This window comes from Streptomyces pseudoechinosporeus (genome assembly GCF_054783935.1).
The window spans coordinates 258,882-283,127 of record NZ_BAAGPS010000035.1 but is presented as its reverse complement, the minus strand read 5'-3'; the positions used below and the strand labels follow the sequence as shown (position 1 = coordinate 283,127).

At 67.6% G+C, this 24,246-nt stretch carries 18 protein-coding genes; 6 read left to right on the top strand and 12 right to left on the bottom strand.

Going from position 1 to position 24,246, the window contains the following annotated elements:
* Nucleotides 1-250 precede the first annotated feature (250 nt).
* From ACYVO6_RS32380 to ACYVO6_RS32360, 5 genes are all read right to left on the bottom strand, one after another.
* On the bottom strand, nucleotides 251-1,177 hold the full coding sequence (locus ACYVO6_RS32380; protein ID WP_461067402.1) for an anti-sigma factor: 927 nt from the start codon (nucleotides 1,175-1,177) through the stop codon (nucleotides 251-253).
* On the bottom strand, nucleotides 1,174-1,890 hold the full coding sequence (sigM, locus tag ACYVO6_RS32375) for an RNA polymerase sigma factor SigM (protein ID WP_461067400.1): 717 nt from the start codon (nucleotides 1,888-1,890) through the stop codon (nucleotides 1,174-1,176). The genes ACYVO6_RS32380 and sigM overlap by 4 nt, the downstream gene beginning before the upstream one ends.
* Nucleotides 1,891-1,904: 14 nt before the next feature.
* Nucleotides 1,905-3,608: a protein kinase family protein gene (locus tag ACYVO6_RS32370; RefSeq protein ID WP_461067398.1), complete on the bottom strand. Its 1,704-nt coding sequence runs from the start codon at nucleotides 3,606-3,608 to the stop codon at nucleotides 1,905-1,907.
* 117 nt (nucleotides 3,609-3,725) lie between these two features.
* Nucleotides 3,726-5,954 (bottom strand): murein biosynthesis integral membrane protein MurJ, encoded by a 2,229-nt coding sequence (gene murJ, locus ACYVO6_RS32365; protein ID WP_461067396.1) that lies wholly within the window; start codon nucleotides 5,952-5,954, stop codon nucleotides 3,726-3,728.
* 46 nt (nucleotides 5,955-6,000) lie between these two features.
* Nucleotides 6,001-8,397, bottom strand: coding sequence for a DUF6049 family protein (locus ACYVO6_RS32360; protein WP_461067394.1), 2,397 nt, complete (start codon nucleotides 8,395-8,397; stop codon nucleotides 6,001-6,003).
* A gap of 234 nt (nucleotides 8,398-8,631) precedes the next feature.
* On the opposite strand from ACYVO6_RS32360, the gene ACYVO6_RS32355 reads away from it, so the two are divergent.
* A complete protein-coding gene (locus ACYVO6_RS32355) occupies nucleotides 8,632-10,098 on the top strand; it encodes a CCA tRNA nucleotidyltransferase (protein ID WP_461067392.1) in 1,467 nt (488 codons plus the stop codon).
* A gap of 115 nt (nucleotides 10,099-10,213) precedes the next feature.
* On the opposite strand, the gene ACYVO6_RS32350 is transcribed toward ACYVO6_RS32355, so the two are convergent.
* From ACYVO6_RS32350 to ACYVO6_RS32335, 4 genes are all read right to left on the bottom strand, one after another.
* A complete protein-coding gene (locus ACYVO6_RS32350; RefSeq protein ID WP_461067390.1) occupies nucleotides 10,214-10,705 on the bottom strand; it encodes an LppU/SCO3897 family protein in 492 nt (163 codons plus the stop codon).
* A 101-nt stretch (nucleotides 10,706-10,806) separates the two neighbouring features.
* Nucleotides 10,807-12,087, bottom strand: coding sequence for an MFS transporter (locus ACYVO6_RS32345; protein ID WP_461067388.1), 1,281 nt, complete (start codon nucleotides 12,085-12,087; stop codon nucleotides 10,807-10,809).
* A gap of 77 nt (nucleotides 12,088-12,164) precedes the next feature.
* Nucleotides 12,165-13,247, bottom strand: coding sequence for an inositol-3-phosphate synthase (locus tag ACYVO6_RS32340; RefSeq protein WP_461067386.1), 1,083 nt, complete (start codon nucleotides 13,245-13,247; stop codon nucleotides 12,165-12,167).
* A 42-nt stretch (nucleotides 13,248-13,289) separates the two neighbouring features.
* Nucleotides 13,290-13,973 (bottom strand): PadR family transcriptional regulator, encoded by a 684-nt coding sequence (locus tag ACYVO6_RS32335; RefSeq protein ID WP_461067384.1) that lies wholly within the window; start codon nucleotides 13,971-13,973, stop codon nucleotides 13,290-13,292.
* Between the two features lie 375 nt (nucleotides 13,974-14,348).
* Here ACYVO6_RS32335 and ACYVO6_RS32330 point away from each other — a divergent pair, with 375 nt between their 5' ends.
* From ACYVO6_RS32330 to ACYVO6_RS32320, 3 genes are all read left to right on the top strand, one after another.
* Nucleotides 14,349-17,078 carry a transglycosylase domain-containing protein gene (locus tag ACYVO6_RS32330; RefSeq protein WP_461067382.1) on the top strand — a complete coding sequence of 910 codons (2,730 nt, stop codon included), beginning with the start codon at nucleotides 14,349-14,351 and terminating at the stop codon, nucleotides 17,076-17,078.
* Nucleotides 17,079-17,249: 171 nt separating this feature from the next.
* On the top strand, nucleotides 17,250-18,764 hold the full coding sequence (locus ACYVO6_RS32325; RefSeq protein WP_461067380.1) for a glycosyltransferase family 87 protein: 1,515 nt from the start codon (nucleotides 17,250-17,252) through the stop codon (nucleotides 18,762-18,764).
* A gap of 187 nt (nucleotides 18,765-18,951) precedes the next feature.
* The gene (locus ACYVO6_RS32320) at nucleotides 18,952-20,100 is read left to right on the top strand and encodes a restriction endonuclease (RefSeq protein WP_461067378.1); all 1,149 of its coding nucleotides are present in this window, start codon (nucleotides 18,952-18,954) and stop codon (nucleotides 20,098-20,100) included.
* A gap of 156 nt (nucleotides 20,101-20,256) precedes the next feature.
* Here ACYVO6_RS32320 and ACYVO6_RS32315 read toward each other — a convergent pair whose 3' ends face one another.
* From ACYVO6_RS32315 to ACYVO6_RS32305, 3 genes are all read right to left on the bottom strand, one after another.
* Nucleotides 20,257-21,288: an alanine racemase gene (locus ACYVO6_RS32315; RefSeq protein ID WP_461067376.1), complete on the bottom strand. Its 1,032-nt coding sequence runs from the start codon at nucleotides 21,286-21,288 to the stop codon at nucleotides 20,257-20,259.
* A 65-nt stretch (nucleotides 21,289-21,353) separates the two neighbouring features.
* A complete protein-coding gene (gene femX / locus ACYVO6_RS32310; protein ID WP_328770340.1) occupies nucleotides 21,354-22,475 on the bottom strand; it encodes a peptidoglycan bridge formation glycyltransferase FemX in 1,122 nt (373 codons plus the stop codon).
* Between the two features lie 208 nt (nucleotides 22,476-22,683).
* Nucleotides 22,684-22,986 (bottom strand): hypothetical protein, encoded by a 303-nt coding sequence (locus ACYVO6_RS32305; protein ID WP_461067374.1) that lies wholly within the window; start codon nucleotides 22,984-22,986, stop codon nucleotides 22,684-22,686.
* Between the two features lie 275 nt (nucleotides 22,987-23,261).
* Between ACYVO6_RS32305 and rpsF the strand changes: the two genes are divergently transcribed.
* Both rpsF and ACYVO6_RS32295 read left to right on the top strand, forming a co-directional pair.
* Complete coding sequence (rpsF, locus tag ACYVO6_RS32300) at nucleotides 23,262-23,552, top strand: 30S ribosomal protein S6 (protein WP_033321285.1); 291 nt, start codon at nucleotides 23,262-23,264, stop codon at nucleotides 23,550-23,552.
* Between the two features lie 78 nt (nucleotides 23,553-23,630).
* Nucleotides 23,631-24,230 carry a single-stranded DNA-binding protein gene (locus tag ACYVO6_RS32295; RefSeq protein ID WP_461067371.1) on the top strand — a complete coding sequence of 200 codons (600 nt, stop codon included), beginning with the start codon at nucleotides 23,631-23,633 and terminating at the stop codon, nucleotides 24,228-24,230.
* Nucleotides 24,231-24,246 lie beyond the last annotated feature (16 nt).

Genomic DNA, 24,246 nt, shown 5'->3' with positions numbered 1-24,246 from the left:
GTACAGCGCCGCCGTGTAGCCGGCGGGCCCGGAGCCGATGATGATCACGTTACGGACGTCGCTCACGGCTTGATTCCTCGTCTCTGAAGACTGCTTCGTACGACCGGTGGGAGCTTTTCTCGGAGCTCTCACTCCACCCAACGGATCCTAAGGGGCGTGCATTCCCACTGTGTCTGGGCACACGGCGACGCGTGACCGCACGGCGACAGCACGGATGCCATTGGATGCCATGGACCGGAGGGGAGGTCGCTCAGCGTCGCTCGTAGGACTGCCGCAGCAGCACCTTGCCCGCCGAGTCCGGGGACTTGGCCACGCAGGCGGAGTCGACGACGTAGGCCGTGACCCGTGCGGCGTTGGAGGTGTCGGGCAGCACCACGAGATAGACGTTCGTGCCTTCGTACATGCCTGTCTTGAAGGCGAGAGCGGCTTCGTTGCGACCGATGCCCTGCTGGATGCACTCGGGCACCGCGGCTTTGGGTTCCTTCAGAGTGCTCGGCTCGTCGGGGTCGGACTGGGAACCCCAGGGCGACTTGTCGTTGCGACTGCCGCTGTCCTCGCCCTCGCTCGTGGCGAGGAGATCCGCGACCTGACTCTCCAGCTTCCCTTCGGTGAAGGTGTTCACGGAGTCGGCGCGATCCTGCTCTGGAGTGGTGCCCGGGGTGTCGTCGCCCATCGACTGAAGGAGCACGCCACCCAGCCCGAGCGCGGCTGCCGTGAACATGGCGCCGAGGAGGACGGCGCCGCGACGGCCCGAGCGTGTGCGCTTCGTACGACCCGGTCCGGTGGCGGCACGAGGGCGTCCTGCCGGGCGGTCGGCTGCGGGCGATGTTTCACGTGAAACACGCGCGCCGTCGTTCTCGCCTGCTATGGGGTGGGAGGCACCTGCGGGCTCCCGGGCGTCCGCGGTATCGGCGTCTGGCTCCGTGGCATTGAGCAGTGCCTCCGCGGCGAGAGCGGCATCGATACGCTCCGCGACGTCGGCAGGCATGCGCGATGGGCCCGGCAGAGTGCCGAGCATGCCGCGGATCTCTTCCAGCGATGCGTACACGTCGGCACAGAGCGCGCAGTCCTCCACGTGCCGACGCACATCTGTCATACGCGAGGGCGGGAGCAGACCTTCGGTGAGGTCGGAGATCTCCGTGACTTCCGGGTGCCCGGCCGTGTCGGTCGATGTCACGCTCGCCCACCTCCGCCCTTCACAGCAGTTGAATCGCTTGGCCCTGCATCCTGTACTCCCGCTGCGGGTGGGACGGATGTCCCCTGCGTGCGGTTCCGTCCCTCGCCCGACTTCTTGCTGTCCTCGCCACTTCCGGCGTCCGTACGCAGGTGTCTGAGCAGCGGGAGGAGCCTGGCTCTGCCGCGTGCGCAACGGCTCTTGACCGTGCCGGTCGGCACGTCGAGCACGCGGGCGGCCTCCGCCACCGGGTAGCCCTGCATATCCACCAGGACGAGGGCGGCCCGCTGATCGGGCGGCAAGGTGCCGAGGGCTTCGAGAAGCTCGCGGTGCAGATCGTTGCGCTCGGCCGGCGCGGATGCCGACTCGTGGGGCTCCAGGAGTTGCTCAAGACGTTCCGTGTCGTCGACAGGAGACGTCTTCCGTGAGGCCGTCTTGCGCGCGCGGTCTAGGCAGGCGTTCACCGTGATGCGGTGCAGCCACGTCGTGACAGCTGACTGGCCGCGAAAGGTGTGGGCGGCGCGATAGGCGGAGACAAGAGCGTCCTGGACCGCGTCCGCGGCCTCCTCACGGTCTCCCAGAGTCCGCAGCGCCACTGCCCACAGCCGGTCGCGGTGGCGCCGCACAAGCTCACCGAAGGCGTCGGGGTCACCCTCGACATGGCGGGCGAGGAGATTCTGATCGCTCGCCCCGTCGTATCCGGCACCGTCTGCCATCGGACCCCCTCCCCTCAGCTGGTCAACTTGATGTCCGCTACCCGGCCACGGTAGTTACCGTCGTCGGTCAGCGGCAGTTCGGTCAGCCAGACCAGAACGTAGCGGGACTTGAGGGGTTCGCCGGGCTTGAGCGTCACGCTCGTACCAGAGCCTTCGGCGACCTTGTTGTAGGCGTCGAAGGAGGTAGGCTCCGAGCTCGCGTCACTGGAGGCGGCACGTAGCTCGACAGACGTGTCTCCTACGAAGGTGACGGTCACCTTCCCGATCTGCTGGACCTTGCCGAGATCGAGGATGACGCCGAGGCCCGGCTTCAGCCGTCCGAAGTCAGCGCTCCTGTAGAAGTCTGTCTGCCAGTAGGTGCCGGGAGTGCTGTCGTAGACCTTGTCTATGTCGCCTGGCTTTTCCGAGCCGTCGGGGCCGAACGGGTCGAAGTCCCGAGCACCACTAATGGTGATCGGTTTGACCGGGTTGGTCTTGCCGCTGCTCTTGTCGTTGTCGTCCGTCGTCTGCGTCTTGTTGGTGTCGTCGGGCTTACCACGCTCCATGAGGGCGTCCGCCAACTGCCAACTGCCAAGGCCCAGCGCGGCGATGAGCAACGCGGACACGGCCCACTTGAGGGCCTTGCCGGTACGGCTCTGCAATGGGGGCGGCGGGGTCGGCACCGGCTGGGTGGCACCCGGGTGGGCCGCGGGGCGGCCGTAGCTGCCCTGCTGGTACGTGGTGCGCTGGTAGTCCGGCGGCCTGGTGAACGCGGGCTCCGGCGGGCGGATGCGGGGCATCTCGCCGATCGCCTTCACCAACTCCTCCGGCGTGGTGCACGGCGGTTCCTGGCGGGACGCCGTCGCGCCGTCGTTGACGAGCGCGCGCATCGCGAGTTCCGCCAGGCCGCGGTGCACTCCGGCCCGCACCTGGTCGGGCGCGATGAGCCCGACGCCCTTCGGTAGCCCGGAGAGGCCGTACGCGTCGTTCTCGTACGGCCAGCGCTGGGTGAGGGCGGCGTACAGCAGCGCGCCGATCCCTTCCGTGTCGGTGCGCTGCGGGGTGTCAGAACTGATGCCGCGCAGCGCGGCGTTCACGGCGAGCCCACGGATGCGCCACTGGCCGGACGAGGAACGCAGCACGGCGCCCGGAGTCAGCCGCAGATGCGCCAGTCCTTCGCGGTGCGCGGCCGCCATCGCCTGGGAGACCTGACTGACCATCTGGTACGCGTCGTGCACCTCCAGCGGGCCGGCGGCCAGAAGCGTCGTCAGCTCCGTGGAATCCGGCAGCCACTCGTGCACCACGTAGACCAGGTCGTTCTCCTCGACCGCGTCCAGCACTTGGACGAAGCGGGGATCGCCCAGGAGGGCGGAGGAACGGGCCGCCGCCAGGACGGAGCGCGCTCGCGGATGGTCGGCGGGCAGCAGATGCACGCCGACGGCGCGACGCAGCTTCTCGTCCACGGCACGCCAACTGCTGAAACCGTCCAGACGGGTGACGCACTCTTCGAGACGGTAACGTCTGGCGAGCTTATGGCCGCTGTGCAACTCGGGCGGTGAGGTCCTGCCGGGGCTCTCGTCCCCGCCGCTCCCCTGTGCCTCTTCGCTCTCCGAGCTTTCCGTGTCCCGCTCCCGGTTCTGGGCCACCCCGTCGGCCGTGGACTGGTCCGCCTTGGCGGTCAGCGGCTCGTCACCGCTGTTGTCTGCCACGTCGACGGCAGCCGTGCTCCGTTCCGCCACCGTCGTTCCTGCCTCCCCATCCATTGCCCGCTGTCCGACGCCAAAGCCAATTGTGCCCACAGTCCGCCGCTATGCACGACACGCGGTCCCGGACGACGGTTGTGCGCGTACCCCGCCTCAGCGCCCGAGACGCCCGCGGACCATGCCGACCATTCCGTTCAGTTCCTCGATGCGCATACGCCGAGCCGCGACGAAGAAGACGCCGAGCAGGGCGATGCCCCCGCCGAGGAGAGCGGCCAGGGATCCGAGAACGCCCTGCCCCAGCCCCTGGGTGATTCCGTAACAGGCCGCGGCGGCGAGCAACGCCGCCGGTACCGAGGCGATGCCGAGGCGGGCGTACGTACGCAGGACGCGAGCTCCGTCCAGGTCGCCGCCCAGCCGTTTGCGCAGCCGCTGCCAGGCCACGCCCACGCCGATCGCGTACGCGAGACCGTAGGAGGCGGCCATACCTGCCACCGCCCAGAGAGGTGGCAGGAGAAGGTAGCAGAGCGCCGAGGCCGCTGCGTTGACGGCGGCCACAATGACCGTGTTGTAGAAGGGAGTCCGGGTGTCCTCGTACGCGTAGAAGGCGCGCAGCACGACGTACTGCACGGAGTAGGGGATGAGGCCGAGCCCGAAGGCCATCAGCATGTAACCCATCTTCGTGGCCGCGTCGGTGCCGGAGGAGCCGAAGATCAGGGTGCACATCGGGATACCGAGTGCGACAAAGCCGAAGGCGATGGGCACGATCGCGACGGCCGTGGTGCGCAGGCCCTGGGAGATGTCGTCGCGGACGGCGCCCGCATCGTTCTCGGCGGCCGAGCGCGAGAGTCTCGGCAACAGGGCAGCCATCAGCGAGACGGTGATGATGGCCTGCGGGAGACCCCAGATGAGCTGGGCGTTGGCGTAGGCGCTGAAGCCGGTACCGGCGGTCCCCGTGTCTGTGACCGCTGCGGTGGCCAGCTGGGCGACAACGACGGCGCCCGCCTGGTTCGCGAGGACGAACAGGATCGTCCACTTGGCGAGCATCGCGGCCTTGCCGAGGCCGTGGCCCTTCCAGTCGAAGCGCAGCCGCAGCCGGAACCCGGTCTCGCGCAGGTACGGGATCATCGCGAGGGCCTGGACGACAAGACCGAGCAGGACACCGATACCGAGCAGCCGCTGGCCCTCCGGCGGGATGTTCCCGACGGCCATCCCGGAGTTCGCCGAAGTGCCGTACACCCAGATGAACATGCCGAGCGTCACGATGATGACGATGTTGTTGAGGACCGGAGTCCACATCATCGCGCCGAAGCTGCCGCGGGCGTTGAGGATCTGGCCCATCACCACGTGGATGCCCATGAAGAAGATCGTGGGCAGGAAGTACTGGGTGAAGGTGATGGCGACCTCGTTGGCCGCGGGGGTGGTGGCGACGGAGTTCGACAGCATGCGGACCAGGAGCGGTGCGGCGAACATCGCGAGCAGGGTCAGCGCGCCGAGCGCCACCATGACGAGGGTCAGCAGACGGTTCGCATAGGCTTCACCGCCGTCCTCGTCCTCCTTCATGGCACGCACGAGCTGCGGTACGAAGACGGAGTTGAGGCCGCCTCCCACCGTCAGGATGTAGATCATCGTCGGCAGCTGGTACGCGACCTGGAAGGTGTCGCCCAGGAGGGCGGTGCCCAGCGCGGCGACGATCAGCGCGGACCGGATGAAGCCGGTGAGACGGGACACCATCGTGCCCGCCGCCATGACCGCGCTCGACTTCAGCAGACTCGACGCACGGCCCCCGGACTTCTTCGGCGCGGGCGCGGGCGCCGATGCGGGCGCAGACGGCGGAGACTGAGGAGCCGCGGGAGCCGGCTCATGTGTGGGCGACGGCACACCGGGCGAGCCCGCGGGTGGGTACGCGCCGCCCTGCTGCTGGTCACGGAAGAGATACGCGAAGGCATCCGGCTCGTGGCGTTGCTCCCCGGCCTGCGTCACCAGGTCGTCCACGCCCACGAACTGGGTCGTACGGGCGTCGTCACCGTAGGGAAGATGCTGCGACAGGCCCTCCGGCTCCGGCGCCGGGGTCTGCGCCCACACACGTGGATCGGGAGCGTACGGCGACTGAGGCGGCTGGGCGTAGAGCTGCTGCGGCGGCGGGTATGTGCCGGGCGGCGGCGGGGGATGCGCGGCGCGGTCGTAGAGCGCCTCGCCGACCGGGTCCTGTGCGGCGAGATCCCGAACCCCGTAGGGATCCTGTCCGTAGGCGTCCTGGACGTACATGTCGGCAGGGGGCTGTGGCGGCACCTGGCCGGGCTCCGGCGGCCCCTGCGGCGGGTCGTCGGGGTAGCCGGAGCCCCCCGCGCCCTCACCGCGGTCACCGTCGTACGGCGCGTTCATGGTTACCCCACCTCATCGTCCCCGGGCCCACCGGCCACGACATCGCTCAACGGTCCACTCTCTCACCCGTGCTGGATGGGTCGATGCTCTCCGGTGCGGTGTCCGGTGGAGGGTCACTCGGCTGCTCCGGGTCGTCTGCACCGGATTCCACTGGCGACGCCAACCCCGACTCCGCTTCGGACGCCGTCCCCGACTCCGAGTGGAACGCCTCTTCCCGACCGTCCTCGGCGTCGTCCTCAGGGGCGTCGTCCAGCCCCTCCTCGGCCTGCCGGGCGGCCGCGCGCTTGCGCTGGGTGTACATCCGGAATCCGGCGAGTACGAGCAGCAGGACACCACCGGCGATGACGAGCATCACCGTGGGAGTGATCTCGGTGACGTTCACGTCGAACCTGATGGAGTCGCCGTACAGCTGGCCGTCCTCCGTGTAGAGCTGGGCGGTCACCGCGTACTGGCCGTTGGCCCGGCCGTTGGCGGTGAACTTCACCGACTGGCTGTGCCCGCCCGACACCTCCACCCGCTGTTCCCAGTAGGCACGCTCACCGATACGCAGGCGCGACGGCTGCTCCGACGTCAGGCGCAGCACCAGATGGTCGACGCCCTGGACAAGGTTGTTCTGCACGGTGATCGGAATCGTGGCGCTGCGGCCCGACAACTTCGCCTCGGACTTCTCGATCAGTGCGACCTGCTCGGTGAGCTGGTCGATATACGCATCCACACCTCTGCGGTACACGACCTCGTCGACTTCGTGGCCGCGCCAGGACGTGGACATCGCCCGGTTCAGGGCCCGCCCGAAGGGGGTGATCACCCGGTCCTCCTCGGTGAGGATCACCCGGAATTTGTTGATCTTCCGCTGAGTCTCCTCGATTTGCTCGAAGGCTTCCCGCCGCAGCTCCTGCTTGCGCAGCGAGGGGGGGTACGCCGAGGGGACCCGCGTGGTGGCGCCGGGGTCGGGCTTGGCCTCGGTGGCCGCGGACAGGTCCGCCGACTGCGACCAGTTCCCGCCCTGGAGGGCCGTGAGCGCCTGCGCCATCGTCTGGGCCTGGCTGGCGGACGGCATGCGCTGCGGGGCGACCACGATGCTGCGCTGCTTCCCCGGCTGCTGAAGGGTGATCATCAGGGTCTGAGCGAGGAATTCCTGCACGGCGAGCGTGGAGTTGCCCGCCACCGCCATGTCGCCCTGGAACGCCGTCGACAGGCGGGCGTCCGCGACCACGGCCGTGGTGCCGCCGCCGATGGGGCGGGCAGCACTGGGCGTGTACGACAGGTCGCCGGTCTCCTCCAGGCTGTCGCTGCGGGAGATCACCGTGTCGGCGCCGGCGGAGGTGGCGACCTTGACGATCGACGGGTCGATCGCACCGTTCACGGGCCAGGCGTAGTCCGTGTTGGGCGTCACATGGAGGATGGACTCCACCGTGGTGGCGGCCACCTCCGTGGCGTCCTTGAGGTGGCTCAGCGACCCGGCGACCTTCGTGCCCTTGTGTGCCAGCGACGCCAGATCCGGGTCGGCGAAGGGGAGGGCGACGACCTCCTTGCCCTCGACCGCCTTCTCCAGCTCGGCGAGCCACTGCTCGGCGACCGCCTTGTGGGTGCCCGCCGTGGTGGTTTCGGTGCCGGTCTGGATCTCGTAGCCGCTCGTCATCGCGACCACGGAGGCCAGGAGGTCCGGATCGATCACCCATGTGACGTCGAGCTCCTTGCCAAGCGTGAGGAGCTGCTGCAGTCGGCCGCCGGGCGAGAGCTCCGCGGCCAGGCGGTCATCCTCGAAGACGGGAGTCTGCTGCTCGTTCGAACCTGTCTCGGCCGTCATATGGGGGGTGGAGATCAAGGGCCAGAGGAACGTCGTCCTGGTCTTCGTCTCCGCCGCCTCGGGCTGCCACGGCAGGAAGGTCCGCTCAATGCCGAGAATCCGCTCGTACGGCTGGGCGGCGGTCTCCCCGGTGAGCGTGACCCCGAGCTGGTAGACGCCATCGGCACCGAGGTCCAGGTCGTCGACGGGGACGGAGATGCTGAAGCTCTGCGGGACACCCGGCGTCAGCTCGGCGAAATCCTGCACGTATGAGCCGCCGACTTCGGTGCCCGCGTACGGGTTGCTCTTCGCGGCCGTGTCGATCGACGAGCGGCCGTTCATCGTCGGTCCCACGCGCAGACCGACTTGGGCATCCGTGACTGACTGCTTGCCCTTGTTGTTGATCCGGCCCGAGACAGTGAGCGTGTCCCCTTCCGAGGGGACGCTGGGGCTGAGCGAGTCCAGGGAGACGTCGACCGTGCTGGAGCCGGTGGCGTCGACCACGGCGGTGCGCTCGGTGGCACCCGCGGTGGGCGAGGCGGGCAGCTGGAGCAGGCCGGCCAGCAAAGGCGCTCCGGCGAGCAGTACTCCGGTGCGCCGAAGCCACCGGCGGGCAGCTGAGGCACTCGTCCCCTGGAAGTCTGCCGCCTCGGCCACGCGCTCGCCCGTCCCTCGTCGTCGTCAGTGGTCGTCGGAATGTGCGTCCACGCATGGTAACGATGCGCGCTGAGGGGAAGTGCCGCGGTCCGCCCCACAAGATCGGGGGGGGCGGACCGGGCTGTCGCCTATGTGCACGTATTGAGGGAGGCGCCCCACCAAGCATGGGGGAAGCACCGGTACACGATTAATGGAGGCGCTCGCCGTCGCCCACGCCACGTACCCTTTTCTGTTGTGCCGAACGCCAACGAAGACAATCCCAATGCCCTGAGCCAGGTGCAGCACCGCGCGGTGAGCGAACTGCTGCGGGTGTCCCCCGTCGCCGACGATCTCGCCCGTCGTTTCCAGGAGGCCGGATTCTCCCTCGCCCTGGTCGGCGGCTCGGTCCGGGACGCCCTCCTGGGTCGGCTCGGAAACGACCTGGACTTCACGACCGACGCCCGCCCCGAGGACGTACTGAAGATCGTGCGGCCCTGGGCGGACGCCGTGTGGGAGGTCGGAATCGCCTTCGGGACGGTCGGGGCGCAGAAGGAAGCCCGTGTCGGGGACGCTGTTCAGCGCTTCGACATCGAGGTGACGACGTACCGCTCGGAGGCGTACGACCGGACCTCGCGCAAGCCCGAGGTGTCGTACGGCGACTCCATCGAGGAAGACCTCGTACGCCGCGATTTCACGGTCAACGCGATGGCCGTGGCGCTGCCGGAGAAGGAGTTCATCGACCCGCACGACGGGCGCCGCGACCTGGCGGAGCGTGCGCTGCGGACCCCGGGCACGCCCGAGGCGTCCTTCTCTGACGATCCGCTGCGGATGATGCGGACCGCTCGCTTCGCCGCGCAGCTCGACTTCGAGGTGGCACCGGACGTCGTCGCCGCGATGAAGGCCATGGCCGAGCGCATCGAGATCGTCTCCGCCGAGCGTGTCCGGGACGAGCTGAACAAGCTGATCCTCTCCGCGCACCCGCGCAAGGGGCTGACGCTGCTCGTCGACACCGGACTCGCCGCGCATGTGCTGCCCGAGTTGCCCGCACTGCGTCTGGAGCGGGACGAGCACCACCGGCACAAGGACGTCTACGACCACTCGCTGATCGTGCTCGAGCAGGCGATGGGGCTGGAGGAGGACGGTCCCGACCTCACCCTCCGCCTTGCCGCGCTGCTGCACGACATCGGCAAGCCGCGCACGCGCCGCTTCGAGAAGGACGGCCGGGTCTCCTTCCACCATCACGAGGTGGTGGGCGCCAAGATGACCAAGAAGCGCATGACGGCCCTCAAGTACTCCAACGACCTCGTGAAGGACGTCTCACGACTGGTCGAGTTGCACCTGCGTTTCCACGGCTACGGCACCGGCGAGTGGACGGACTCCGCAGTCCGCCGCTACGTACGCGACGCGGGCCCGCTCCTCAACCGTCTCCACAAGCTGACCCGCTCCGACTGCACCACGCGCAACAAGCGCAAGGCCACCGCACTCTCCCGCGCGTACGACGGTCTGGAGGATCGCATCGCCCAGCTCCAGGAGCAGGAGGAGCTGGACGCCATCCGGCCCGACCTCGACGGCAACCAGATCATGGAGATCCTGGGCGTCGGGCCTGGGCCGGTCATCGGGCAGGCGTACAAGTTCCTGCTGGAGCTGCGCCTGGAAGAGGGGCCGATGGAGCATGACGCGGCGGTGTCGGCACTCAAGGAGTGGTGGGCCGCGCAGAGCTGAGTCGTGAAACGGGGCCATGTTTCACGTGAAACATGGCCCCGCACCGACTCGATCCGGATACGCCGAGGGCCGTTGTTTCACGTGAAACAACGGCCCTCGCGCGTCAGATGAGCTTCTACTTGGCGGAGTACTCCGACAGGCAGAGCGTGAAGTCGCTGCTGCCGCCGGTCTCGGTGTACTCGGCGTACTTAGTGCGGTCGCATCCGGAGTTGTCGGTCTTCTTCTGCTCGACCTTGTACGCGGCCTTGGAGTCGCCGCAATCCACGACCTCGAGCTCCGGGTCGGTACTGCTGTCCGGGTTGCCGATGCTCATGCAGTCGCCGACCTCGGCGGCCTGCGCGTCGTCCTGGCTCGCGATGAAGCCGATGCCCGCGGCGATGAGGGCGGCAACGACGATCCCGATGCGCAGGTAGAACTTGACTCCGCGCTTCTGCTGCTGGGGCGGAAGCGGGGCGTACGGCGCGTTCGGCTGCTGCGGGTAGCCGGGCTGGCCGGGGAACTGAGGCTGACCCTGGGGTGCCGTCTGGCCCTGGGCGAACGGGTTCTGGCCCTGAGGCGGTTGCCCCTGAGCGTACGGATTCTGGCCCTGGGGCGGCGGAGTGGTCACTTGAGGGTCCCCCTAGAACGTTAGGAGCGCGTAGCGCGAAATAAGACCCACGTAAGCTATCGGCCTTCACTGACAACTCAATGCTCCAGAGACGCTCTGTGTCACTGATGTGACACTCGACGCCGTTCAAAGCGGGCCATAGACGCAGCAACTGCCGCGTAGATAACGGCCACCGTGACCACCAGCGGGACTGAGCGGCCGTCAGGAGGCAGCATCAGGGCGGCCACTCCGGCGGCGCCGACGAAGGCGACGTTGAACAGCACGTCGTACACGGAGAAGATCCGGCCGCGGAAGCCGTCGTCGACGGACGACTGGACCACGGTGTCGGTGGCGATCTTCGCACCCTGGGTGGTGAGGCCGAGGACGAAGGCCGAGATCAGTACGGGCACTTCGGTGAACGACAGACCGAGCGCGGGTTCCAGGATCGCGGCGGATCCGGCGCAGACGACGATCCAGCCACCCGGTCCGAGCTTCCCGGCTGCCGTCGGAGTCACCACCGCCGCCACGAAGAAACCCGCCCCGGAGATCGCCACAGCCAGCCCCAGCAGAGCGAGACCGTCCTCTCCGGAGCCGGACGACCAGGCGTACCGGCAGAGCATCAGCACCATGACCGTCAGGGCGCCGAAACAGAACCGCATCAGCGTCATAGCGGTCAGCGCCCAGGCGGCCTCGCGGCGTGCGGGCTCGGCCAGATGGCGCACGCCGGCCACCAGACCACGTGCCGTACCCACAAGGGCCGACTTCAGATGCGGCTGCACCAATTCCTGGTCGGGACCCAGCAGTTCCCGCGCCATGCGCAGCGAGGCGAGCGCCGCGCACAGATAGAGCGCCGCCCCGACGAGGACGACCGCGGTGTCGGAGTCCGAGATGACGAGACGTACGACGAAGGCGATCCCGCCGCCCGCGGTCGCGGCGAGAGTCCCGGCCGTGGGCGACAGGGAGTTGGCCATCACCAGGCGCTCGGAGTCGACGACACGGGGCAACGCGGCGGACAGACCCGCCAGGACGAAGCGGTTGACCGCGGTGACGCTCAGCGCGGAGACGTAGAAGAGCCAGTCCGGGACGCTGCTCACGATCAGCACGGCCGTCAAGGAGGCCAGCAGCGCCCGCAGGAGGTTCCCGTACAGAAAGACCTGGCGGCGTCGCCAGCGGTCCAGCAGCACGCCCGCGAAGGGGCCGACGAGCGAGTACGGGAGGAGGAGTACCGCCATCGCCGAGGCGATCGCGGCCGGCGAGGTCTGCCGCTCCGGCGAGAAGACGACGTACGTGGCAAGCGCGACCTGGTAGACGCCGTCGGCGCCCTGGGACAGCAGCCGTACGGCGAGCAGGCGCCGGAAGTTCCGGAAGCGCAGGAGTACGCGCAGGTCACGTACGACAGCCATGCGGCACAGCCTCACATATGGGAAAGGTCCCCGGGCGCACGACCCGGGGACCCTCAACAGCCCATGAAACCAAGCGCTTAGCGCTCGACCTCGCCGCTGATGAACTTCTCGACGTTCTCGCGGGCCTCGTCGTCGAAGTACTGGACCGGCGGGGACTTCATGAAGTAGCTCGACGCCGAGAGGATCGGGCCGCCGATGCCGCGGTCCTTGGCGATCTTCGCGGCGCGCAGGGCATCGATGATGACACCCGCGGAGTTCGGGGAGTCCCAGACCTCGAGCTTGTACTCCAGGTTCAGCGGGACATCACCGAAGGCGCGGCCCTCGAGACGGACGTACGCCCACTTGCGGTCGTCCAGCCAGGCCACGTAGTCGGACGGGCCGATGTGGACGTTGTCGGCACCCATCTCGCGGTCGCGGATCTGGGAGGTGACGGCCTGGGTCTTGGAGATCTTCTTGGACTCCAGGCGGTCGCGCTCGAGCATGTTCTTGAAGTCCATGTTGCCGCCGACGTTCAGCTGCATCGTGCGGTCCAGGATGACGCCCCGGTCCTCGAACAGCTTCGCCATGACGCGGTGCGTGATCGTGGCGCCGACCTGCGACTTGATGTCGTCACCGACGATCGGGACACCGGCCTCGGTGAACTTGTCCGCCCACTCCTTCGTGCCGGCGATGAAGACCGGAAGGGCGTTGACGAAGGCGACCTTGGCGTCGATGGCGCACTGGGCGTAGAACTTCGCCGCGTCCTCGGAGCCCACCGGGAGGTAGCAGACGAGGACATCGACGCGCTGGTCCTTGAGGACCTGGACGACGTCGACCGGGGCCTCGGCCGATTCCTCGATGGTCTCGCGGTAGTACCTGCCGAGCCCGTCCAGGGTGTGGCCGCGCTGTACGGGCACACCGGAGTTCGGGACGTCGCAGATCTTGATGGTGTTGTTCTCGCTGGCACCGATGGCGTCCGCGAGGTCGAGACCGACCTTCTTCGCGTCGACGTCGAAGGCGGCCACGAACTCAATGTCGCGGACGTGGTACTCGCCGAACCGGACATGCATCAGACCCGGCACCTTGGCGGTCGGGTCGGCGTCCTTGTAGTACTCGACGCCCTGGACCAGCGAGGCGGCGCAGTTGCCCACGCCGACGATGGCTACGCGAACCGAACCCATTCCGGTTGCTCCCTGTGTACTCGGTGAAGCCCTAAGCGGACTTCACGTGGCGGTGTCGTCGGACGGATCCGGCCGGGGATTGCCCCCGTGCCGGGGCAGGCCGCCCGACTCTCCAGATGTGCTGTCCTGCTGAGCGGAGCCGTCCGAGGCGGGACGCCGCTGGTCCCGTCCGGCCCGCTCGCTCTCGATGAGCTCGTTCAGCCAGCGCACTTCGCGCTCCACGGACTCCATCCCGTGGCGCTGGAGCTCAAGGGTGTAGTCGTCGAGGCGCTCCCGGGTGCGCGCCAGGGAGGCGCTCATCTTCTCCAGGCGCTCCTCGAGACGACTGCGGCGGCCTTCGAGGACCCGCATACGTACATCCCGCGACGTCTGCCCGAAGAAGGCGAAGCGAGCGGCGAAGTGCTCGTCCTCGTACGCGTCGGGACCCGTCTGCGAGAGCAGCTCCTCGAAGTGCTCCTTACCTTCCGCCGTCAACCGATAGACGATCTTGGCGCGGCGTCCCGCGAGTGGAGCGGCAGGTGCTTCATCGCGGGCACCCCCCGACTCTTCGATCAACCAGCCGTTGGCGACCAGCGTCTTGAGGCAGGGGTAGAGCGTCCCGTAGCTGAAGGCACGGAACACACCCAGTGACGTATTGAGCCGTTTACGCAGCTCATAGCCGTGCATCGGGGACTCGCGGAGCAGGCCGAGTACGGCGAACTCGAGGATCCCGGAGCGCCGGCTCATTGTCGCCTCCTCTCTGCAGCAGTCTTGCCGTGACGGTCGTTATGCCGAGCTGATGTATCGAGTCGATACATCAGCACGATAGAACGGCCATCCGTACGCGACAAGAGGGGGCACGGTGAGCGGCGTCACATCACCGATTCGTGGGAAGCAAGTTGCCTGTTTTGGGATGGCCTTCGGCCCTCGGTAGGTTTTGCCGGTGCGTAGTCTGTGCGCCATGCACATCACCGGGAACCAAGTGACGTTTGGGGACGTCCCCGTCCTCGGTGCAGTACGGGTGAATGACAGAACGACCGCATCCGTACTTCGGGGGGACCGGGAAACCAGCCGCCGTTTCCAGGCGCGCAAAGGTGCGCCTGCCCGAGGAGTAACCGTTCGATGAGCGAGCACCGTCGCAAACCGCCGCAGCCGCAAGGCGGCGGACGCGCCGCGGCCCGACGCGGCCAAACCGGCTCGTCCTCCGGCCGCCGCGCGGCACCGCGAAGCGCCACCGGGTCTCCTTCCGCCTCCTACGGATCAGGGGGCGAGGAACGGCCGTACGGTGGCCGAGCAGAGGCCCGAAAGGCTGCCCAGAGAAGCACCAGCGGCGGCGGCCGGCGCAGAGCGGCCGACGGCGCGGGAGGCGGTGGCCACGGTGGTGGCGGCCGCCGAGGCGGTCCCGGCGGGCCGAACGGGCCCGGGCGTGGCAGGGGCCGCGGGGCCGAGCCGCCCAGGAAGCGGATCATCGACTATCCGCGCGCGGGCAAGTACGGCGCGGCGCGATGGGTGCCGTCATGGAAGCTTGTGACGGGTACGTTCGTCGGCTTCCTCGGCAGCATGATGGCCGTGGCCGGCATCGCGTACGCCATGGTGGGCGTCCCGAAAGTCGACGAGACGGCGACAGCGCAGAACAACGTCTACCAATGGGCCAACGGCGACACGATGGTCGCCACCGGCGGTGAGACGAACCGCCAGATCATCGGCTACGCCCAAATCCCCAAGGAGATGCGCTACGCCGTCATGTCGGCCGAGAACAAGACGTTCGAGACCGACCGAGGCGTGGACCCCATGGGCATCAGCCGCGCCCTGTTCAACATGGCCAAGGGCGGCGATACGCAGGGCGGCTCCACCATCACCCAGCAGTACGTGAAGAACGCGCTGCTGAGCGACCAGTCGCAGACGCTCACGCGTAAGTTCAAGGAGTTGTTCATCTCCATCAAGGTCGGCGCCACGGTCGACAAGAAGGAGATCATGGCCAACTACCTGAACACCGCCTACTACGGACGCGGCGCCTACGGAATCCAGGCGGCCGCGCGTGCGTACTTCAACAAGGAGGCCGAGAAGCTCAACGCGAGCGAGTGCGCCTTCCTGGCGGCGGTGCTCAAGGGAGCCACGTACTACGACCCCGCGGGCTCGGAATCGATCGACCCTGCCGCCACTCGCGAGGCCAACAGCAAGAGGGCCACGGAGCGATGGAGCTGGATCCTCGGCGAAATGGTCAAGGACGGTCATCTGCCGGCCTCGGAGGGCGCCAAGTACAGGAAGCAGGGGTTCCCCAAGACCCAGAACCCGCGGTTGAACACCGCGCTGAGCGGCCAGACCGGCTATCTCGTCGACCTCGCCAAGTCGTACATCATCAACAACAGCGACAAGACCGGGATCACCGCCGAGAAACTCCAGCGGGGCGGCTACACGATCCGGACGACCTTCGACAAGAAGATGGTCAATCAGCTCGAAGACGCGGTGAAGAAGGTCCAGAAGAAGAACATCAAGCCGGACGAGCGTCCCAAGACGGACAAGTACGTCCAGTTCGGCGGAGCCTCCGTGAACCCGGAGGACGGCGCCATCAGGGCCATCTACGGCGGCGAGGACGCGACGAAGCACTTCACCAACAACGCCGACCAGACCGGCGCCCAGGTCGGTTCGACGTTCAAACCGTTCGTGCTGGCGTCCGCCATGTCATGGGGTGTGCGCGATCCCGACGGCGACAAGATCCAGGCACAGGACGAGCGGACGATCGTCTCGCCGAAGAGCCTCTACAGCGGCAAGAACAAGCTCAAGATCAACGAGTACGACGGCAACGTCTGGCAGGACAAGGACGGCAAGGTGTGGCTGCAGAAGAACGACGGCGGTGAGTCGTACAACGCGCCGAGCTACCAGATCGACCTCCGCGAGGCGATGAGGGTCTCGGCGAACTCCGCCTACGTGCAGCTCGGCATGGACGTCGGTCTGGACAAGGTCAGGGAGGCGGCGATCAGCGCTGGCGTCCTGGAGGACAGTCTGGCCAGTGCGAACTATCCGTCCTTCTCGCTCGGCACGTCCGACCCGAGCGCGATCCGAATGGCAGGCGCGTACGCCACCTTCGCGGCCAGTGGCAAGCAGAACAATCCGTATTCGGTCACCGAGATCGAGGACGCGGACGGGATTGTCTTCAGGCACGCGGACGTCGCCAAGACCAGCACGGCCTTCACTCCCGAGGTCGCCGACAACGTCACCGACGTTCTGAAGACCGTCGTGGAAGACGGCACCGGCACCGCGGCGGCGCTCGACGACCGTGAGGTGGCGGGCAAGACCGGTACCACCGACGGCAACAAGTCTGCTTGGTTCGTCGGCTACACCCCGCAGCTCTCGACGGCGATCTCCATGTATCGCATGGACGACAACGAGAAAGCCAAGAAGCGCGAGTTCCTGGAGATGTACGGGACGGGTGGCCAGAAGAAGATCCACGGTGCCTCGTTCCCGGCCGAGATCTGGCACGACTACATGGAGGACGCGCTCAAGGGCAAGCCCGTGGAGAAGTTCCCGACGCCCGAGCCCATCGGTAAGGTCGTCAACGACATCCCGACCCCGACCCCGACGCCCACACTCCCCGAGCCCGAGCCCGAGGAGGAGGAGACCCCGACGCCGGGTCCGACGCCCAGCGAGCCGACGACGAGTCCCTCGCCCACGCCGAGCAATACCTGCGACCCGTTCGACTTCGAGTGCAACAACACCGGCGGAGAAGACAACGGTGGTGCTGATAACGGCGGAGTCGACGGAGGTGTGAGTGCTTCGCCGACGGAGTCCGATCCTCCCGGCAACAACGGCGGTAACGACAATGGAGGCCTCTTCGGAGGAGGCACCGGGTAGCCGTCACCGTGTGTGTTTCACGTGAAACACACTGTTTCACGTGAAACAAGGGCCGCCGCACCGACCAGGGTGCGGCGGCCCTTGTCGTACACAAGGCGAAGGCCTTCAGCCAGGCAACCAGTCACGGCCACGGCGACTGGACCCAGCACACCCTCAGCTACGTACGGCAGGATGGTCGGCATGCCCAGTGCAGAGACGAAGCGAGCGAGCTCGCACGAGCCGGAGCCGGTACGGCCGACCAAGGAGGACGCGGTCGCCGCAACCGGCAGCGAGCTGATCGGTGGCCCCATCGGACGGCGCGCGCTGCTCGGAACGTCCTGGTGGACCCCGGTACGCGTCATCGCGCTCGTCGCGATCGGCATGTTCGCCCTGGGCATGGTGCAGAAGCTGCCGTGCTACGACGGCGCCTGGTTCGTCGGGGCCAGCTCGCAGTACACGCACGCGTGCTACTCCGACATCCCGCATCTCTACCAGGGCCGCGGCTTCGCCGAAGGGCTCGTACCGTACTTCGACAAGCTCAGCGGCGATATGGAGTACCTCGAATACCCGGTGCTGACCGGCGTGTTCATGGAGGTCGCCTCCTGGCTGACACCCGGCAGCGGCAGCATCCAGGACCAGGCAAAGGTCTACTGGATGGTCAACGCCGGGATGCTGATGGTGTGCGCGGCGGTCATCGCGGTCTGTGCGACCCGCACCCACCGCCGGCGGCCCTGGGACGGTCTGCTGGTCGCCCTCGCACCCGCCTTCGCGCTCACCGCCACCGTCAACTGGGACCTGCTGGCCGTCGCCCTGACGGCCGCCGCGATGCTGATGTGGGCGCGGAGCCGCCCGCTCGCCTTCGGCGTCCTGCTGGGCCTTGCCACGGCCGCCAAGCTTTATCCCTTCCTGCTCCTCGGGCCGCTGCTCGTACTGTGCTGGCGCGCGGGCCGGTGGCGGGAGTTCGGCACCGCGCTGCGCGGCGCGGGGGGCGCCTGGCTGGTCGTGAACCTCCCGGTGCTGCTGCTCGCCCCAGAGGGCTGGTCGAAGTTCTACACATTCAGCCAGGAGCGCGGCGTCGACTTCGGCTCGTTCTGGCTCGTCCTGTCCCATCGCATGGACAGCCCGCTCACCACCGACACCGTCAACACGCTCGCCATGGTGCTGATGCTGCTGTCCTGCCTGGGCGTCGCGGGACTCGCGCTGACCGCCCCACGTAGGCCGCGCTTCGCCCAACTCGCCTTTCTGGTCGTCGCGGCCTTCATCCTCACCAACAAGGTCTACTCACCGCAGTACGTACTGTGGCTGATTCCCCTCGCCGCGCTGGCCCGCCCCAAGTGGCGGGACTTCCTGATCTGGCAGGCGTGCGAAGTCGCCTACTTCCTCGGGATCTGGATGTACCTCGCGTACACGACCAGTGGCGACGCCCACAAGGGACTGCCCACCGACGGCTATCACGTCGTCATCGTCATCCACCTCTTGGGGACGCTCTACCTGTGTGCCGTCGTCGTACGCGACATCCTCATGCCGGAACGTGACGTAGTACGCCGGGCCGGGGACGACGATCCGTCAGGCGGGGTACTGGACGGCGCGGAGGACGCCTTCGTCCTGGGAGCCGCGGCCCATCCGCCGCAGCATGCGGCGCACTTCGACGGGCCGCACGTGGAGTGGGGCAGCCGGGGCACGTCGGCGGGCGGCGGTTCGCCCTGAGCGAACAGGGCGGGGGCCGTGGGCTGCCCGTGGCGGTCGATGGGAGGGGCTGACGCGAGAGCCCCTACGTCCAGTGGGGAGGATAATCCAGCGGAACTACTTAATCTGCCACTAATGAGTGAAACAGTGTAAAACTCGCATAGTCGAGCCTCCGTCGATCTTACGTTCTGCTACGGAGGTGATCGCTGTGAGTGAACAGCGCTGGTCGTCCACCCGGACGACCGAAGAAGACCACGCGGACCACGCGAGCGGGACGTATCCGAAGGTCTTCGCTCATTGGAAAGACAACAAAGAGTCCATCGAAGGCGTACTCCTCGAATCCCCGACACTGCGCAGCCGGATGGCGCAGCGGACGGAGATCCTGGAGCGGGTCGGGGGACTGCGGCTGTTGCCGGATGGGGTGCATGCGACGAGTGCCATGGTCGCGGAGTACTACGGGGTGGGCATCAAGGCCATCAGGTCCTTGGTGCTCGACCACCGGGAAGAACTTGAGTCGAACGGCTACCACGTTCTGACAGGTACAGAACTGAGCTCCTTCAAGGAGCTCAGTCGGATTCAGTCGCGGACAGCATCCCTGGCTCTGTTCACGAAACGCGCCATCCTCAACACCGGAATGCTGCTCCGAGACAGCTACGTCGCACGTCAGGTGCGGTACGAGCTCCTCAATGACGCACAGGGAAACCGTCCACAGCCTGTGGAAAACCTGCCCGCCGCGCCGAGAGAGGAGGAGAGCCTGGACGCCCGCATCGTCCGCATCACCGAGCGCACTGTCTCCTCGATCCTGTCCCGGACCGTCATCCCGATGCAGAACGCGATGATCGAGACCTGCTCGGAACTGCGCCGCGACGTGAGTCGGCTCCGGGAGGACGTCGATGCCATCAACGCGACCCTGTACGAGGCCGCGCCCGGCACGTCCCGCCCAGAACTGGCGAGCCTGATGCCCGCCGTCGACGTCATGAGCTGGAAGCAGTTCGAGCAGCATGTCGCCGAGCTGTGCCGCCGGGACGGCTGCACTGACGTCGTCGTCACCGGTGGAAAAGGCGACTTGGGCGCGGACGTCATCGCCCTGCTGCCGGACGGGAGGCGGCTGGTGATCCAGTGCAAGCGGCAGGCCGCCCACCGCGCGGTCACCACCGCCGACATGCAGCAGTTCATCGGGGCCGCACGACCCGAACACCGCGCCGACATCGCGCTCTATGCGGTGACCTGCCGGTTCACGAAGAGCGCGCTGACTCTCGCGGCCCGGCACGGGATCACCGTCATGCCGCGTGAGCTCTTCGCGGCGTGGAACGCGGGCGCACGGCTGGAGACGCTCCTGCTCAACGCAGCCGCCTGATCACCAGCGCAAGAGAAAAGGAGGGGCTTGCCGCAAGGCGAATTTGCGGCAAGCCCCTCCGGTCTGGTGAGACCCTTCGTGTGCACCGACGGCAACAGAGTGACTCGATCTCACTCTGTCATCGAGAACAGACTCGCTTGAAGCGAGTCTGTTGCCCTACCTGTCCACAAGCCGGTCGAACTGCGTCGTCGTATGCCGCAGATGGGCCACCAGCTCCTCGCCCACCTTCGGCTCCGGCGCGTCCGCCGGCACGAACAGGATCGAGACCTGCATGTGCGGAGGCTCCGCGAACCAGCGTTGTTTGCCGCCCCAGACGAACGGCGAGAGGTTCCGGTTGACCGTGGCGAGGCCGGCCCGGGCGACGCCCTTGGCGCGCGGCATGACGCCGTGCAGGGCCTTCGGGGCCTCCAGGCCCACCCCGTGCGACGTACCGCCCGCCACGACCACCAGCCAGCCGTCAGAAGCCGCCTTCTGCTGCCGGTAGCCGAAGCGGTCGCCCTTGGAGACGCGCGTGACGTCCAGGACGGCTCCGCGGTACTCCGTCGCCTCGTGGTCCCCCAGCCACAGCCGCGTACCGATGCGGGCGCGGAAACGCGTCTGCGGGAACTGCTGCTGCAGACGGGCGAGTTCCTCGGCCTTCAGATGGCTGACGAACATGGTGTGCAGCGGCAGCCGGGCCGCACGCAGCCGGTCCATCCAGCCGATGACCTCCTCGACGGCGTCCGAGCCGTCGGTACGGTCCAGCGGCAGGTGGATCGCGAAGCCCTCCAGCCGCACGTTCTCTATGGCGGCGTGGAGCTGGGGCAGGTCGTGCTCGCTCACACCGTGCCGCTTCATCGAGGACATGACCTCGATGACGACGCGGGCGCCCACGAGGCCGTAGACCCCGTCGATCGACGACACGGAGCGGATCACGCGATCGGGCAGCGGCACGGGCTCCTCGCCCCGCCGGAACGGCGTCAGCACCAGCAGGTCACCGCCGAACCAGTCCTTGATCCGGGCGGCCTCGTACGTCGTGCCGACGGCCAGGATGTCCGAACCCAGCCGCGTGGCCTCGTCCGCAAGGCGCTCGTGGCCAAATCCGTACCCGTTGCCCTTGCAGACGGGGACGAGCCCCGGAAACTGCTCGGACACGTGCTTGTGGTGCGCCCGCCAGCGCGCGGTGTCGACGTAGAGGGTGAGCGCCATGGCCGGACCTGGAACCTTTCTCGTGGCTGCGGTGTATCAGAGGTATGAAGGCAAATTCTGATGCGTCAGCGGCGCGACATGTAGATGTCGAGCGCCTTGTGGAGCAGCTTGTTCAGCGGGAAGTCCCACTCGCCGAGGTACTCGGCGGCCTGCCCACCCGTGCCCACCTTGAACTGGATGAGGCCGAAGAGGTGGTCGGTCTCATCCAGCGAGTCGGAAATGCCCCGCAGGTCATAGACCGTGGCACCGAGCGCGTAGGCGTCGCGCAGCATGCGCCACTGCATCGCGTTCGAGGGCCGGACCTCACGCCCGATGTTGTCCGAGGCGCCGTACGAGTACCAGACATGCCCACCGACGACCAGCATCGTCGCGGCGGAGAGGTTCACGCCGTTGTGCCGGGCGAAGTAGAGCCGCATGCGGTTGGGGTCCTCGTTGTTGAGGGCCGTCCACATGCGCTGGAAGTACGAGAGCGGGCGGGGCCGGAAGTGGTCGCGTACGGCCGTGATCTCGTAGAGGCGCTGCCACTCCTCGAGGTCCTGGTAGCCGCCCTGGACGACCTCGACGCCCGCCTTCTCGGCCTTCTTGATGTTGCGCCGCCACAGTTGGTTGAAACCCTTGTGTACGTCCTCCAACGACCGGTTGGCCAGCGGTACTTGGAAGACATAGCGGGGTTGTACGTCGCCGAAGCCGGCCCCGCCGTCCTCGCCCTGCTGCCAGCCCATGCGACGCAGCCGGTCGGCGACCTCGAAGGCGCGCGGCTCGATGAAGTCGGCCTCGATGTCGCGCAGCCGCTTCACGTCCGGATCCTGGATGCCCTTCTTGATCGAAGCGGCCTCCCAGCGCCGGATGATGACCGGTGGGCCCATCTTCACGGAGAAGGCGCCCTGCTGCTTGAGATGCGCGAGCATCGGATCCAGCCACTCGGTCAGATTTGGCGCGAACCAGTTGATGACCGGGCCCTCGGGCAGATAGGCGAGGTAGCGCTTGATCTTGGGTAGCTGTCGGTACAGCACGAGGCCCGCCCCGACCATCTCGCCTGTCCTGTCGTCGAACCAGCCGAGATTCTCGGCGCGCCACTCCGCCTTGACGTCTGCCCAGGCCGGGACCTGCATGTGGCTCGCCGCGGGCAGGCTCTGGATGTACGCCAGATGCTGCTCTCGACTGATGGTCCTCAGGGTCAGGCTCATACGGGGCGCTCCTCGGGCTGGTGTGTCCCCATGGGTACAGGGGCTCCGGCTCTCGCGCCGAAGCCTACTGCGCCCTGCGAGCGCCCCGTCTGGCCCTAGGGAACTGGGCCCGGCGCATACGCGGCCGGGCGGTCCGGAAGGGGTGTCCGGCTCATGAGCCGGGAGTGGGGAGGCCGTTGGCCGACGTCCCCGTCCGCCGGGGAATCGCTCAGCCGAAGAGACCGCCGTGCGCCATGCCGAGCATGAAGCCGACACCCGCCGCACCGAGACCCAAAATCAGACCGAAGCGCTCCCGCGTCGTCACGGACACGAACTGTCCGGCCGCTCCCGTGAGAATCCCCAGCAGCCCCGTCCAGGAGCTGATCAGATGCAGGTGGTGGAACATCGCCGTGATGAAGGACGTCGCCCCCAGCACCAGCGTCACGGCGAGCAGCGTGTCCTGGAGCGGGTGGGGCTTGTGATCGGTGGCGAACAGGGATCCGGCGACGTTGGGGCGCACTGTCTGTGCCATAGGGCACCTCCTGCGGAAAACGGCGCATCATAGCGCCATACACACCCGATGTGTACAGATTGACGGCCCCCACCCCCGGATTTCAACCGGAAGCCGGTGTCCGGGTAGTCTGTACCGTCTGCACCGGTGTCTGCCCATGCCATGACGCGACTCCCACTCAATTCACTGAGTGACGAGCCCGATTGTCAGTGGCGGCCGATACCGTTGCTAACGCATCACAACCCTCCTGCCACGGAACGACCGTGGCCGCCGAGTCCAAAGGAGGTGGGTTCCACATGCGTCACTACGAGGTGATGGTCATCCTCGACCCCGATCTCGAGGAGCGCGCTGTCTCCCCGCTGATCGAGAACTTCCTTTCCGTTGTCCGTGAGGGCAACGGAAAGGTGGAGAAGGTCGACACCTGGGGCCGTCGTCGTCTCGCGTACGAGATCAAGAAGAAGCCCGAGGGTATCTACTCGGTCATCGACCTGCAGGCCGAGCCTGCGGTCGTCAAGGAGCTCGACCGCCAGATGAACCTGAACGAGTCGGTCCTCCGGACCAAGGTCCTCCGTCCCGAGATGCACTGAGCTCTCCCGCTCAGTTGATCTCGGGCATCGAGTAGCAGCACAAGCAGCCAGCAGCAAACCCGCCGAGAGGTTCCCCCAATGGCAGGCGAGACCGTCATCACGGTCGTCGGCAATCTTGTCGACGACCCCGAGCTGCGCTTCACCCCTTCCGGTGCGGCGGTCGCGAAGTTCCGTGTCGCGTCCACCCCCCGCACCTTCGACCGTCAGACCAACGAATGGAAGGACGGCGAGAGCCTCTTCCTGACGTGCTCGGTCTGGCGTCAGGCGGCGGAGAACGTCGCCGAGTCGCTCCAGCGAGGCATGCGCGTCATCGTGCAGGGCCGGCTGAAGCAGCGGTCCTACGAGGACCGTGAGGGCGTCAAGCGCACGGTCTACGAGCTCGACGTCGACGAGGTCGGCGCGAGCCTGCGCAACGCCACGGCCAAGGTCACCAAGACCACGGGCCGAGGCGGCCAGGGCGGTTACAGCGGCGGTGGCGGCGGCCAGCAGGGCGGCGGCTGGGGCTCAAGCCCCGGCGGCGGTCAGCAGCAGGGCGGCGGCGCTCCCGCCGACGACCCCTGGGCAACCGGTGCGCCGGCTGGCGGCGGCCAGCAGGGTGGCGGCGGTGGCGGCTGGGGCGGAAGCTCCGGCGGCTCCGGCGGCAACGGCGGCGGCTACTCGGACGAGCCCCCCTTCTAAGGGCGGGTTCGCACCC

Coding starts and splice junctions, on each gene's coding strand:
- sigM (WP_461067400.1), bottom strand. CDS start 1,890: ATGGCAGACGGTGCCGGATACGACGGGGCGAGCGATCAGAATCTCCTC.
- murJ (WP_461067396.1), bottom strand. CDS start 5,954: ATGAACGCGCCGTACGACGGTGACCGCGGTGAGGGCGCGGGGGGCTCC.
- ACYVO6_RS32345 (WP_461067388.1), bottom strand. CDS start 12,087: ATGGCTGTCGTACGTGACCTGCGCGTACTCCTGCGCTTCCGGAACTTC.
- ACYVO6_RS32340 (WP_461067386.1), bottom strand. CDS start 13,247: ATGGGTTCGGTTCGCGTAGCCATCGTCGGCGTGGGCAACTGCGCCGCC.
- ACYVO6_RS32335 (WP_461067384.1), bottom strand. CDS start 13,973: ATGAGCCGGCGCTCCGGGATCCTCGAGTTCGCCGTACTCGGCCTGCTC.
- ACYVO6_RS32330 (WP_461067382.1), top strand. CDS start 14,349: ATGAGCGAGCACCGTCGCAAACCGCCGCAGCCGCAAGGCGGCGGACGC.
- ACYVO6_RS32325 (WP_461067380.1), top strand. CDS start 17,250: ATGGTCGGCATGCCCAGTGCAGAGACGAAGCGAGCGAGCTCGCACGAG.
- ACYVO6_RS32315 (WP_461067376.1), bottom strand. CDS start 21,288: ATGGCGCTCACCCTCTACGTCGACACCGCGCGCTGGCGGGCGCACCAC.
- femX (WP_328770340.1), bottom strand. CDS start 22,475: ATGAGCCTGACCCTGAGGACCATCAGTCGAGAGCAGCATCTGGCGTAC.
- ACYVO6_RS32305 (WP_461067374.1), bottom strand. CDS start 22,986: ATGGCACAGACAGTGCGCCCCAACGTCGCCGGATCCCTGTTCGCCACC.
- rpsF (WP_033321285.1), top strand. CDS start 23,262: ATGCGTCACTACGAGGTGATGGTCATCCTCGACCCCGATCTCGAGGAG.
- ACYVO6_RS32295 (WP_461067371.1), top strand. CDS start 23,631: ATGGCAGGCGAGACCGTCATCACGGTCGTCGGCAATCTTGTCGACGAC.